This is a genomic window from Pseudomonas serbiensis (assembly GCF_030580745.1).
GTDB classification, from domain to species: domain Bacteria; phylum Pseudomonadota; class Gammaproteobacteria; order Pseudomonadales; family Pseudomonadaceae; genus Aquipseudomonas; species Aquipseudomonas serbiensis.
In genome coordinates this window covers 147,238-159,539 of record NZ_JAUQOO010000004.1, presented here as the reverse complement: position 1 = coordinate 159,539, position 12,302 = coordinate 147,238, and the positions used below count along the sequence as shown (strand labels likewise).

The 12,302-nt window shown below is 58.5% G+C and carries 10 protein-coding genes; 9 read left to right on the top strand and 1 reads right to left on the bottom strand.

What is annotated here, in order from left to right; genetic code table 11:
* Nucleotides 1–58: 58 nt before the first annotated feature.
* On the bottom strand, nt 59–964 hold the full coding sequence (locus Q6A51_RS07340; protein ID WP_200999877.1) for a LysR family transcriptional regulator: 906 nt from the start codon (nt 962–964) through the stop codon (nt 59–61).
* Between the two features lie 228 nt (nt 965–1,192).
* Here Q6A51_RS07340 and Q6A51_RS07335 point away from each other — a divergent pair, with 228 nt between their 5' ends.
* The 9 genes from Q6A51_RS07335 (at nt 1,193) to Q6A51_RS07295 (ending at nt 12,298) form a co-directional block, all read left to right on the top strand.
* Nucleotides 1,193–1,801, top strand: coding sequence for a cysteine dioxygenase family protein (locus tag Q6A51_RS07335; protein WP_201019356.1), 609 nt, complete (start codon nt 1,193–1,195; stop codon nt 1,799–1,801).
* Nucleotides 1,798–3,381, top strand: coding sequence for a rhodanese-related sulfurtransferase (locus tag Q6A51_RS07330; RefSeq protein ID WP_304574444.1), 1,584 nt, complete (start codon nt 1,798–1,800; stop codon nt 3,379–3,381). The genes Q6A51_RS07335 and Q6A51_RS07330 overlap by 4 nt, the downstream gene beginning before the upstream one ends.
* Before the next feature lie 342 nt (nt 3,382–3,723).
* Nucleotides 3,724–5,076: an LLM class flavin-dependent oxidoreductase gene (locus Q6A51_RS07325; protein WP_304574443.1), complete on the top strand. Its 1,353-nt coding sequence runs from the start codon at nt 3,724–3,726 to the stop codon at nt 5,074–5,076.
* Nucleotides 5,073–6,251, top strand: a complete 1,179-nt coding sequence (locus Q6A51_RS07320; protein WP_304574442.1) for an acyl-CoA dehydrogenase family protein — start codon at nt 5,073–5,075, stop codon at nt 6,249–6,251. The genes Q6A51_RS07325 and Q6A51_RS07320 overlap by 4 nt, the downstream gene beginning before the upstream one ends.
* Before the next feature lie 496 nt (nt 6,252–6,747).
* Complete coding sequence (locus tag Q6A51_RS07315) at nt 6,748–7,851, top strand: methyl-accepting chemotaxis protein (RefSeq protein ID WP_405046128.1); 1,104 nt, start codon at nt 6,748–6,750, stop codon at nt 7,849–7,851.
* A 33-nt stretch (nt 7,852–7,884) separates the two neighbouring features.
* On the top strand, nt 7,885–8,250 hold the full coding sequence (locus Q6A51_RS07310) for a response regulator (RefSeq protein ID WP_200999883.1): 366 nt from the start codon (nt 7,885–7,887) through the stop codon (nt 8,248–8,250).
* A gap of 4 nt (nt 8,251–8,254) precedes the next feature.
* Nucleotides 8,255–8,572 (top strand): STAS domain-containing protein, encoded by a 318-nt coding sequence (locus tag Q6A51_RS07305; RefSeq protein WP_201019361.1) that lies wholly within the window; start codon nt 8,255–8,257, stop codon nt 8,570–8,572.
* Nucleotides 8,573–8,575: 3 nt separating this feature from the next.
* Nucleotides 8,576–10,642 (top strand): chemotaxis protein CheA, encoded by a 2,067-nt coding sequence (locus Q6A51_RS07300; protein WP_304574440.1) that lies wholly within the window; start codon nt 8,576–8,578, stop codon nt 10,640–10,642.
* 27 nt (nt 10,643–10,669) lie between these two features.
* Complete coding sequence (locus tag Q6A51_RS07295) at nt 10,670–12,298, top strand: methyl-accepting chemotaxis protein (protein WP_201019363.1); 1,629 nt, start codon at nt 10,670–10,672, stop codon at nt 12,296–12,298.
* Nucleotides 12,299–12,302: the final 4 nt, after the last annotated feature.

Genomic DNA, 12,302 nt, shown 5'->3' with positions numbered 1-12,302 from the left:
GTAGCCGTCGCGGCAAGGCCCCTCCCACGATTCCCCATGCGGGAAGGGGCCTGGTCATTCATGCCGCGACCTGTTCCTGCCGCAACGACCTCGCCACCAGACTGCCGAATGATTCCACCGGCCCTTGCAGGTTGCCGAGGAAACGCGGGTAGACCAGCCACAAATCCATCACCGGCTTGAAGTCCTTGAGTGGCAGTACCGCCAGTTGCTCGCGATGGGCGCTACGCTCCAGCAATGGACGCGGTACCAGCCCCAGCCCCATGCCATCGGCAACCAGACCCAGTTGCAGCTCGGTGCCGAAGGTTTCCAGGTTGACCTTCAGGTTCAGCCCCTGATCGGACAAGGTGCGCTGTAGCCCTGCACGAAAGCCACAGCCATCCGGGTTAAGCACCCAGCCCTGTTCATAACAGTCAGCCAGCTTGCCGGGCTTCTTCATCACTGCGTCTTTGGCACAAACCACCACCAGTTCCACCTTGCCGATGGATTGGCCGATGATGTTTTCCGGGAATATCTTGCCTGCCGGGAAAAGCGCCGCCGCCGCATCCAGCTCACCGTTCTCGATCTTGCCGATCAGGTTGCTGCCCCAGCCGGTCACCACCTGGGCACGCAGGTCCGGGAATTCGCCCCGCAGTTGCTTGAGCGCATCAAGCAGCACCACATCGCCAATGGTCTGCGGCACACCCAGGCGCAACAAACCGCTGGGCGGTGTATCGCTGGCTACGAGTTCTCGCAACGAGTCCATCTCACGCAGGATCGCCAGGCACTTTTGATAGACCTGCATGCCGATCGGTGTGGGTTTGAGCGGCTTGGTGTTGCGGTCGAACAGTTCGACACCCAGCGCCTGCTCGAAATTCTGTACCCGGCGGGTAATCGCAGGCTGAGTCAAATCCAGCGAATCCGCCGCATGGCTGATCGACTGACAACGAATCACTGCAACGAAAGCATCGATATCATCAATTTTCATTCGGACCGCACATAAAAATATAAAAAGAACATAGGCAAAAAGCATAGTGGGATTTCAGGATTCTGAATAGCTGCCTTCACGCGACAAGAGCGAATCATTCACGAAAGTCCCGGCTCGCAAAAAAGTATTAAAGAGCTTTTCGTTATAACCTAATCATAAAAAAATAGCATATTAAGATCTCACATTATGTTTACATCCATTCAGGCATCAACCAGCCCTGGAATGGATATGACACAGACTCGACACCCGGAACGACTCAGGGCCTTCATTGGAGCACTGGCCGAGCTTATCGATGGCAACCCGCGCGAGGGCGATCTCTTGCATCGTGGCGGCAAACTGCTTTCACAACTGGTCAGCCATGACGACTGGCTACCTGACGAATTCGCGATCCCCGACCCGACCCGCTATCAGCAATTCCTGCTGCATGCCGATTCCCGGCAGCGCTTCTCGATTGTCAGCTTCGTATGGGGGCCGGGCCAGAGCACGCCGATTCACGACCATCGGGTCTGGGGCCTGATCGGCATGTTGCGTGGCGCCGAATACTCACAGGGTTTCGTTCGCAGCCCCGATGGACGCCTGGAGCGCGAAGGCCCGGCGATTCGCCTGGAGCCCGGCCACGTGGAGGCCCTGTCGCCACGCAGCAACGATGTCCACCAGGTCAGTAACGCCTTCAGCGATCAAGTGTCGATCAGCATTCATGTCTACGGCGCCAACATCGGCGCGGTAAAGCGTGCCGTCTATGAGCCGGACGGCACCGAAAAACTGTTCATTTCCGGTTATTCCAACGCCTTTCTCCCGAATATCTGGGACCTGTCAAAAGAGAGCAAAGCCCAATGACCACACAATCGACCCGAACCTTTGCCGACATTCGCCAAGCGCTGCTGGAACGCCGGGAAACCGCGCTGGTGGATGTGCGCGAAGAAGCCCCGTTCGCTGAAGCGCACCCGCTGTTCGCAGCCAATATCCCGCTGTCGAAGCTGGAGCTGGAAGTGTTCTCGCGCATTCCGCGCCGCGATACCGCCATCACCCTTTATGACAATGGCGAAGGCCTGGCGCAGATTGCCCTGCAACGCTTGCAGGGCCTGGGCTACAGCGACGTCAAACTGCTCGATGGCGGCCTGCAGGGCTGGCGCGATGCGGGTGGCGAACTGTTTATCGACGTCAACGTGCCCAGCAAGGCCTTTGGCGAACTGGTTGAACATCATCGCCATACCCCTTCCCTGTCGGCCGAAGAGGTCAAGGCACTGCTCGATAGCAAGGCAGACGTTGTGGTGCTCGACGCTCGACGCTATGACGAGTACCAGACCATGAGCATCCCCAGCGGGATCAGCGTGCCGGGCGCCGAACTGGTGCTGCGCGCACGGGAACTGGCGCCGGACCCGAACACCCGGATCATCGTCAATTGTGCCGGACGTACCCGCAGCATCATTGGCACACAGTCGCTGGTCAACGCGGGCCTTCCCAATCAGATCAACGCACTGCGCAACGGCACCATCGGCTGGCTGCTGGCCGGACAGACACTGGATCACGGTCAGGCACGTCGCTTCGCGGCAGTCAGCGAGGAAACTCGTGAAGTGGCCAGTGCCGATGCCCGCAAGGTTGCCGACAAGGCCGGCGTACAACGCGCCAGCCGCGCCGACCTGCAACGCTGGCAGGCCGACGCCACACGCACCACGTATCTGTTCGATGTACGCACCCCGGAAGAATTCGCCAAAGGCCACCTGCCTGCAGCTCGCTCCACGCCCGGCGGGCAACTGGTGCAGGAAACCGATCACTTCGCCAGCGTGCGCGGTGCGCGTCTGGTGCTGGTGGACGATGACGGCGTACGGGCCAACATGTCGGCGTCCTGGCTTGCGCAACTGGGCTGGGAAGTGTTCGTGATCGATGATCTGCAAGCGGCGGACTTCAGCGAGCAAGGTGACTGGGATGCTCCTTTCCCGACGCCGCCTCAGGTCGAGGAAATCAGCGCCGGGACCCTGGCTCAATGGCAGGCCGACGGCAATGTCGCGGTACTCGACTTCACCGCCAGCGCCAACTACGTCAAGCAGCACATCCCCGGCGCATGGTGGACATTGCGGGCGGATCTCGCACAGGCCCTGAGCAAAGTGCCCAGTGCCGAACGTTATGTGCTGACTTGCGGCAGCAGCCGTCTGGCCCGCCTGGCGGTGGCCGAGGTTGAGGCCTTGACCGGCAGGCAGGTGTTCCTGCTCAACGGCGGGACCGCCAGCTGGATCAAGGCTGGCCTGCCACTGGAGCACGGCGAAAGTCACCTGGCCTCGCCACGCATTGATCGCTATCGCCGCCCCTATGAAGGCACTGATGCACCACGCGAGGCGATGCAGGCTTATCTGGACTGGGAGTTTGGTCTGGTGGAGCAACTGGGTCGCGACGGGACCCATGGCTTCAATGTGATCTGACTTTGCGCTGAACTTTACTGGCCTCTTCGCGGATGACTCCGTTCCCACAGAAAAGCTCACATGTGAACTTGATTCCGTAGGAGCGAATTCATTCGCAAAAGGCCTGTACAGCCAAGGAAAACACACCGCCTTCAATGACGTCTAGCGGATGAATCCGCATCAACAAAATCAATATTATTTATATTTTAAAAACAAAAAATCAGTTAATTACATAATTAGCATATAACCAAAAGATACTTCACATCTGTTTCTTATAGGAATAACTTCAATCTCATTCACCCAGGCAGGGACTGCTGACCTCCAGAGCCGTCAGCCCACGACACCCATTCAGGAGCACTCGACATGAGCACACAACGTCACTTGAAACTCGGAGCCATGGTTCATGGCGTGGGCCACGGTTGGGGTGAATGGCGCCATCCGGATGCGCTGGCGGATGCCAGTGTCAATTTCGGTTTCTACAAGCAGCAGACCGCCCTGGCCGAAGCGGCCAAATTCGATTTCGTCTTCATTGCCGACAGCCTGCATATCCACGAGAAATCCAGCCCGCACTACCTGAACCGCTTCGAGCCGCTGACAATCCTCTCGGCACTGGCGGCCATCACACAGCACATCGGTCTGGTGGCGACTGTCACGGTCAGCTACACCGAACCCTTCCAGGTGGCCCGCCAGTTCGCCTCACTGGATCACATCAGTGGCGGTCGCGCTGGCTGGAACGTGGTCACTTCCTGGCTCAGCGGTACTGCCGACAACTTCAGCAAGGGAGAGCATCCGCCCCATGCGGTTCGCTATCGCATCGCCAAGGAACACGTCTCGGTGGTCAAGGGCCTGTGGGATTCCTGGGAAGACGACGCCTTTGCCCGCAACAAACAGACCGGCGAATTCTTCACCCCGAGCAAGCTGCATGCGCTCAACCATCAAGGCGAGTTCTTTCAGGTCAAAGGCCCGCTGAACATTTCCCGCTCCCGTCAGGGTCATCCCGTGCTGTTTCAGGCCGGGACTTCCGAGGACGGGCGCAATTTCGCAGCGGAATATTCCGATGCCATCTTTGTTCATGCAGAAACCCTCGAAGACGCCAAAAACTATTCCAGGGACCTGAAAAAACGCGCCGCAGGATTCGGCCGCAACCCGCAAGACCTGTCGATCCTGCCGGGTATCCGCCCGATCATCGGCCGCGATGAAGCCGAAGTGGAAAGCCGCTATCAACAGGCCGTGGAACTGGTGTCCATCGAAGATGCCATCGTTGCGTTGGGGCGCCCATTCAACGATCACGATTTCAGCCAGTACCCACTGGATGAGCCGTTCCCCGAACTGGGCGACCTGGGCTCCAACAGTCAGAAAGGCGGCTCGGACCGCATCAAGCAACTGGCCAAAGACGAAGGCCTGACCCTGCGTGAAGTCGCCTTGTACTTCTCGCGCCCTCGCCGCGATTTCGTCGGCACACCCGAGCAGGTTGCCGACGCTGTCCAGACCTGGTTTGAACAAGGCGCGGCGGATGGCTTCATCATCAATTCGCTGCTGCCGGACGGCTTGCAGTATTTCACCGAGCTGGTCGTGCCGCTGTTGCAGCAACGCGGTCTGTTCCGCAGCGAATACACGGGCGCAACCCTGCGTGAGCACTTTGGTTTGTCCGTACCGGTCAATCGCCATGCACAAGGCGCCCAGACCCTGGGTTCCAGAGAGGAAGCCGTGGCATGAGCCTTTCCCTGCTTCGTCCTCAGGACAATCCAGAATCAGCCGAGGCTTTCGCGGCCCGGCTGGCCCAGATCACCGCACAACTGGCCGAAACAGCCGAGCATTACGACGTCAGCGGCGAGTTCCCCCACGACAACTTCCGTCTGCTGCATGAACACGGACTGCTGGGCCTTACCGTCCCCACCGACCTGGGCGGCGGCGGTGCCGATCTGATTCAGGCACTGCAAACGGTCAGTGCCGTTGCCAAGGGCGAACCTTCCACTGCGCTGATTCTGGTCATGCAGTACATCCAGCATTCCCGTTTGCAGGAAAGCAAAAGCTGGCCCAGGGATTTGCGTGTACTGGTCGCGAAACAAGCCGTTCAGGATGGCGCACTGATCAATGCACTGCGAGTGGAGCCAGACCTCGGCACTCCAGCTCGCGGCGGCCTGCCTGCCACCACTGCCCGCCGCACAGCGGAAGGCTGGCGGATCAGCGGCAGCAAGATCTACTCCACCGGCAGCCATGGCCTGACCTGGTTCAGCGTCTGGGCTCGCAGTGATGATGAAGACCCACTGGTCGGAGCCTGGCTGGTACACAAGGACACGCCCGGCATCCGTATAGTCGAAGATTGGGACCATTTGGGGATGCGTGCCACCAGCAGTCATGAAGTGATCTTCGAGGACGTGCTGGTACCGCTGGAACATGCCGTCAGTGTCAGCCGCTGGAGCGCTCCACAGCCGGAGCTCGACGCTTCGGGCCTGCTCTGGATGTCGGTGCTGCTGTCGTCGGTCTATGACGGTATCGCCCACTCGGCAAGGGACTGGCTGGTTCAGTGGCTGGAGCAGCGCAAGCCGTCCAACCTCGGAGCTGCACTGTCGACCCTGCCACGCTTTCAGGAGGTGGTCGGCCATATCGACACCTTGCTGTTCGCCAATCAGAACCTGCTGGAGTCGGCCGCCAGGGGGCTGGTGCCGACGAAAAACGCTGCGCAGATCAAATACCTGGTGACCGGCAACGCCCTTCGCGCTGTAGAGCTGGCCATCGAAGCGACCGGCAATCCCGGCCTGTCACGCAGCAATCCGCTGCAACGCCATTACCGTAATGTGCTGTGTGGCCGGGTTCATACGCCGCAAAACGACGCGGTCCTTCAGGGGGTGGGCAAGGCTGTTTTCGCGGCTCGCAGTACATCCCTGTAAGGACTTCATCAGATCGTTTTTTCCGATGATAATGAATCTATTTAACAGGCGTCTTCACGAATAACTTCGTGAAGACGAACATCAAAATAAAAATGTCATATTCAATATTAAAAGCCTATTTTTTCAACCCTTTAGCAAACCGCTTTTTTATTTGTCCCCCCTCATTCATCCCCCCTGAAATATCACCCTAGTTAGTTATCGTACATCGATAGTAAATCCATCTAAAACTCATATTAGTTCGCCCTTTCAAACCGCTTTCAAGCTCACACCCTTAAGCCATTTACCTAGGACCACACACCTGTCGCGCACACCTGCGACAGTCCGTTCTGGATCCAAAAACATTGAATACAATGACTTTTACCTGACACTCCAGTCAGCTAAAAATCCAAATACCTGTGTCGTAGAGCCTACGCCGCCCACTGCAAGGATTAGGGGTTATCCCGATATTGACGTCAATTTACCATCGCTATCATCCGATTATCTTTAAGGCAATCGAATGGATGCGAGGATGGCTATTTACATTGGTTTTTGGCTTGGCCTCGCTGTAAGCGCTACCGGGATCGCACTGGGACAAAACATAGTTTCAGCCAGTGGCCTGGTTATTATTGCTATCGCTACTATTGCCCTGCATTTACGTGCCAGAGCGTCTACAACGCCACTTGCCACAGAACACTCCGACTCAGACCCGTCTCAATCCCTGAGCCAGCCCGACGTACCGGCGCTGTTGCATACCGTCGTTCCAAGCTGGAGCGAAAGCATCAATCAGAGCCGTGACCTGCTGCAAACCAATATCAGTGAACTGTTCAACAGCTTCAGTAATATTGCGACCCGCCTGGAAGGCAGCCTGCAGAACTCCGAGAACATTCTCGGAAACGGTGGCGTCGGAGCCAGCCTGCTTGAAGCCAACGAACGGCTCAAGGAAGTGACCCACTCCTTCAACGCCAGCAGTCAGCGACAGCAGGAATTGACGACCACGATCGGCAAACTCGACAGCTATGCCGGTCAGTTGCAATTCATGGCCAAGCGCGTGCAGGAAATCGCCAGCCAGACCAACCTGCTGGCCCTCAATGCCGCTATCGAAGCCGCTCGTGCCGGCGAACATGGCCGTGGCTTCTCGGTAGTCGCCGACGAAGTGCGCAAGCTCTCTTCGCTGTCCGCCGAGACAGGCCAGGGCATGGACACCAAGGTCGAAGAAATCAACCAGGCCATCCAGTTCACCATCACCGCGGCCGCCGAACTGGGCGCAAGCGAGCGCAACAACCTGGACTTTCTCAACGACTCGGTCACTCAAGTCATGGCCCGCCTGGGAGAGAACCTCAACGAACTTTCAGATTCCTCCCAGGCGCTGCAACGCGATGCCAGGGATACCCAGCGCGATATCCACTCGATCATGGTCAACCTGCAGTTCCAGGACCGCGCCGACCAGATGCTCGATCACGTCCAGGCCGATCAGCAACAACTGCTCGATGCCCTGCACAGTCAAGACCAGAGCCTCGATGATCCGCACGCATGGCTGGATCGCCTGCGTCAGCGCTTCACCACGGAAGAAGAGCGCAACGGGCGACCACAGGCCGCTGCCAGCGAAATCACTTTTTTCTGATTCCTGCTTTTTCCCTATACGAGAGTTCCGAACATGGCCAAGACCGTAATGATCGTCGATGACTCTTCATCGATGCGCCAGTTGGTGAGAATGAGCCTGAGCAGCGCCGGGCATCAAGTGATCGAGGCTGTAGACGGGCGCGATGCCCTCAACAAGCTGACCGGGCAGAAGGTCAACCTGATCATCAGCGACGTGAACATGCCCAACCTCGACGGCATAGGCCTGGTCAAGGAAGTCAAGGCACGCCCTGAATACCGCTTCACGCCCATCATCATGCTCACCACCGAAAGCGAACAATCCAAGAAAGCCGAAGGCCAGGCCGCGGGTGCCAAAGCCTGGATCGTCAAACCTTTTCAGCCTCAGCAATTGCTCGCTGCGGTCGAGAAACTGCTGGGGTAAGCCCATGTTCTCGATAACAGGCGGTACGCAAGACGCCCCGACGCTGATGCATGTGAAGGGCGACCTGACCATCTATGAAGTCAGACAGGCGCGTGAGTTGCTCATCCCCTTGATGTCCACCCAGGCCCATTCATGGCAAATGGACCTCAGCGGCATCGATGAACTCGACAGCGCTGGCGCCCAACTGTTGCTGGCATTGCAGCGCGAGCTGTCATTGACCGGGACACCAGCCACCGTCAGTGCAGCCTCGCCCAGCGTGATTGAAATGGCCGAGCTGCTGGCTCTGGATGTTCTCCAACCTGTGGCCAAGGCCGAGGATTGACCGATGCTCAGTGGCGAACAGTGGAATCAATTACTCCAGGGCTTTCTGGATGAAGGCCGTGACCTGCTCAAGGATGCCGAAGACAGCCTGCTGCGTCTTGAAACCTCGCCTGACGATCACGACGCCGTCAATGGCCTTTTCCGGGCTGTACACACCCTCAAAGGGTCAGCCGGCATTTTTTCGCTGACGCCGCTGGTCACCCTCACCCATCACCTGGAAAGTCTGTTGATGTCGGTACGCGACGGCCAGCGAGTGCTGACCTCGGACCTGACTTCGCTAATGCTCAAATGCATGGATGAACTGAGCACGATGCTCGAAAGCGTAGACCCCGACAACGGCCTGATGGAAGCCAACGAAAGCCGCCAGGCCCCACTGCTCGCGGCATTGGCCAAGGCTCAGGGACATGATGCCGTCGAGACCGAAGATACCGCGTCGAGCAGCAGTGAAACGGCCGTGAGTGCCGACGAACGCGACTGGCAGGTTTGCATCGCGTTTGCCAAGGAACTGTTCCAGAACGGTTTTGACCCTGCGGCCTTCGTGCGTTACCTCAAGAAGCTCGGCACCATCACGCACTTGCAGACGCTGACGCCCTCCTTGCCCGAGCTGGGGAAACTCGACCCTGAAGACTGCTACCTGGAGCTGAAACTGACCCTGCGCAGCAGCGCTCAGGCCAGCGAGATCGAAGACGTTTTCGAGTTCATTCAGGATTTCTGCACACTGCATATCGAGCAACTGACTCCTGAACCCGATGCTGGCCAAACCGTTATCGAGCATTACCCAGTCGTCGAACAGGCTCCGGTCATGCAAGCGCAGGCCGTGGCTCAGGTCCCCGTAGCCGCGCCTGAAAGACCCTCCGCGGCCCCCAACCGTGACCGTCGGCCCGTGGAAACCACGCTGGTCAAGGTCGCAGCAAACAAGCTTGATGAGCTGATCAATCTGGTCGGCGAGCTGGTCATCAGTACAGCCGGCGCGCAAATGCAGGCTCGTCTCAGTGGCCACAACGCCTGTATCGAAAGCACTCAGGCGGTGCTCCAGCATGTTGAGCAGATCCGCGAAAGCGCGCTGAAGCTGCGCATGGTCGAAGTGGGTGAAACCTTCAACCGCTTCCACCGCGTAGTGCGTGACGTCAGCCAGGAACTGGACAAGAAGATCCAGTTGACCATTCGCGGGGGCGAAACCGAGCTGGACAAGTCGGTGATCGACAAGGTGGCCGACCCGTTGACGCATCTGGTGCGCAACGCCATCGACCACGGCATCGAGTCCGCGGCCGACCGCCTGGCCGTCGGCAAACCCGCCGAGGGCAATCTGAGCCTCAATGCCTATCACGACTCAGGGATGATCGTGCTGGAAATCAGCGATGACGGGCGCGGCCTGAACACCGCACGCATTCTGGAAAAAGCCATCGCCAAAGGCATGGTCGAACCTGACGCACAACTGAGCGACAGCGATATTCACTTGCTGATTTTCGAGGCCGGGTTCTCCACCGCCGAGCAGGTTTCCAACCTGTCGGGACGCGGTGTGGGAATGGATGTCGTGCGTAGCGCCATCGATCAACTGCGCGGCCTGATCGAGATCGATTCGGTTGCCGGTGAAGGCTGCACATTCCGCATTCGCCTGCCGCTGACCCTGGCCATCATCGACGGTTTTCTGGTCAGCGTAGGCCAGGACAGTTTCGTCATTCCGCTGGACATGGTCACCGAATGCATGGAGGCCAGCGAGCCGCCTCTGGAAAACGGCTATGGCTATCTGAACCTGCGTGGCAGACCCCTGCCCTGCATCGCACTGGACAGTCATTTCGGTATCAAGGCCGAGCCTTCACGCCGCCGCAATATTGTCGTGGTCAGCCAGGGACGCCAGCAGGCCGGGCTGATCGTCGATCAGTTGCATGGCGAATTGCAAACCGTCATCAAGCCTCTGGGCAAGATGTTCCAGCACCTTCGCGGTATCAGCGGCTCCACCATTCTGGGCTCCGGTCAGGTCGCACTGATTCTGGATATACCCAGCCTGTTTCGCCATTTACAAGCCCTGGTCGAAAGCGCCAACCAGACCAGTGTCGCCAGCACCAACTAACTTTTTCAGCCTTCAGGAGATGTAAACATGCAGTTCATCCGAAATATGAAGATAGGGGTCAGGCTGACACTCGGTTTTCTGATCGTCGTGGCCTTGACCGCGACCATTGGCTTGCTTGGCATCCGCAACCTGGACGAGGTGAATCGGCTTTCGGATCGAATGTACGACATCGACGTCGAGGGCATGAGCCAGTTGCAGGAAGCCAATATCCAGTTGATCACCGCAGGTCGCGCCATGCGCCAGAGCCTGCTCTCCACCACTCAGGAAGAGCGGGAAAGTGCGGCCAACCTGACTCGCAGCACACTGGAAACCACTCGCGCTCTGATCGTCAAATCCCGCGAGAGCTTCATCACCAAAGAAGGCCAGGCCAGAGTCGATGGCTTGCTGGCACCACTGACCGAATACGAAAACGTAGCCAAGCAACTCTTGCTCGCCCATCAACAAAGCGGCCAGCTCCAGGAAGCCAGTGAGGTAACCAATCTGTTGCCAAAGGCCATATCGACGTCCGAGATAGTCGACCGCATGCTGGGTGAAGTGGTCGATTACAAGAAAGAACGGGCCGGACAGTCGAATCAGGAAATCACCACGATCTCCGAAAGCTCCCGCGTGCAAATGATTGTGCTGGTGGCCGTCGCCACTCTGCTGGGCATGCTGATCGGCGTACTGGTCACCCGCAGCATCACCAAGCCGCTCAATGGCGCGGTGGAAGCCGCCAACCGCATGGCGGCCGGCGACCTGAGCAAGGACCTTGAAGTCAACAGCAAGGACGAAACCGGTCAGTTGCTGGCTTCCATGCAGAACATGGCCCTGCGTCTGCGCAGTATTCTGGGTGATGTACGCAGTGCCGCAGACTCGCTGTCTTCAGCCTCGGAGCAGGTCAGTTCGACCTCGCAGTCCCTGAGCCAGGCGGCCAACGAACAGGCCGCCAGCGTCGAACAGACCAGCGCCTCGGTCGAACAGATGTCCGCTTCGATTGCCCAGAACACTGAAAGCGCCAAGATCACTGACGGCATCGCAGGCAAGGCTGCCAATGACGCCGTTCAAGGCGGTGGCGCTGTCGGCGACACCGTCCTGGCCATGAAGCAGATTGCCGACAAGATCAGCATCATCGACGACATCGCTTACCAGACCAACCTGCTGGCCCTGAACGCAGCAATCGAAGCCGCACGAGCGGGCGATCACGGCAAAGGCTTCGCAGTGGTCGCCGCCGAAGTGCGCAAGCTGGCCGAACGCAGCCAGGTGGCGGCCCAGGAAATCGGTCAGGTCGCCTCCAGCAGCGTACAACTGGCCGAGCAGGCTGGACGCCTGCTCAACGAGATCGTGCCCAATATCCAGAAGACCTCCGACCTGGTGCAGGAAATCACTGCGGCGTCCCAGGAACAGAGCGGCGCGGCCGGGCAGATCAATATCGCCATGGGCCAGATGAACCAGATCACCCAACAGAACGCTTCGGCCTCCGAAGAGCTGGCGGCCACGGCAGAAGAAATGAATGCCCAGGCCGGCCAGTTGCAGGAACTGATCGGCTTCTTCCGCTTTGAAGCACAGTCTTCATCCAGACCTCAGCCACGCGCCTCGGACAACTACAGCAGCACGCCGCCGCCATGGTCCAGAGGCAAGTCGCAGGTCGATGAAGGCCAGTTCGTCAGTTTCAATTAAGGGG

What these genes read in the sequence shown, in the direction of transcription:
- Q6A51_RS07340 (WP_200999877.1), bottom strand. Translation starts at nt 964, where the DNA reads ATGAAAATTGATGATATCGATGCTTTCGTTGCAGTGATTCGTTGTCAG.
- Q6A51_RS07335 (WP_201019356.1), top strand. Translation starts at nt 1,193, where the DNA reads ATGACACAGACTCGACACCCGGAACGACTCAGGGCCTTCATTGGAGCA.
- Q6A51_RS07330 (WP_304574444.1), top strand. Translation starts at nt 1,798, where the DNA reads ATGACCACACAATCGACCCGAACCTTTGCCGACATTCGCCAAGCGCTG.
- Q6A51_RS07325 (WP_304574443.1), top strand. Translation starts at nt 3,724, where the DNA reads ATGAGCACACAACGTCACTTGAAACTCGGAGCCATGGTTCATGGCGTG.
- Q6A51_RS07320 (WP_304574442.1), top strand. Translation starts at nt 5,073, where the DNA reads ATGAGCCTTTCCCTGCTTCGTCCTCAGGACAATCCAGAATCAGCCGAG.
- Q6A51_RS07315 (WP_405046128.1), top strand. Translation starts at nt 6,748, where the DNA reads ATGGATGCGAGGATGGCTATTTACATTGGTTTTTGGCTTGGCCTCGCT.
- Q6A51_RS07310 (WP_200999883.1), top strand. Translation starts at nt 7,885, where the DNA reads ATGGCCAAGACCGTAATGATCGTCGATGACTCTTCATCGATGCGCCAG.
- Q6A51_RS07305 (WP_201019361.1), top strand. Translation starts at nt 8,255, where the DNA reads ATGTTCTCGATAACAGGCGGTACGCAAGACGCCCCGACGCTGATGCAT.
- Q6A51_RS07300 (WP_304574440.1), top strand. Translation starts at nt 8,576, where the DNA reads ATGCTCAGTGGCGAACAGTGGAATCAATTACTCCAGGGCTTTCTGGAT.
- Q6A51_RS07295 (WP_201019363.1), top strand. Translation starts at nt 10,670, where the DNA reads ATGCAGTTCATCCGAAATATGAAGATAGGGGTCAGGCTGACACTCGGT.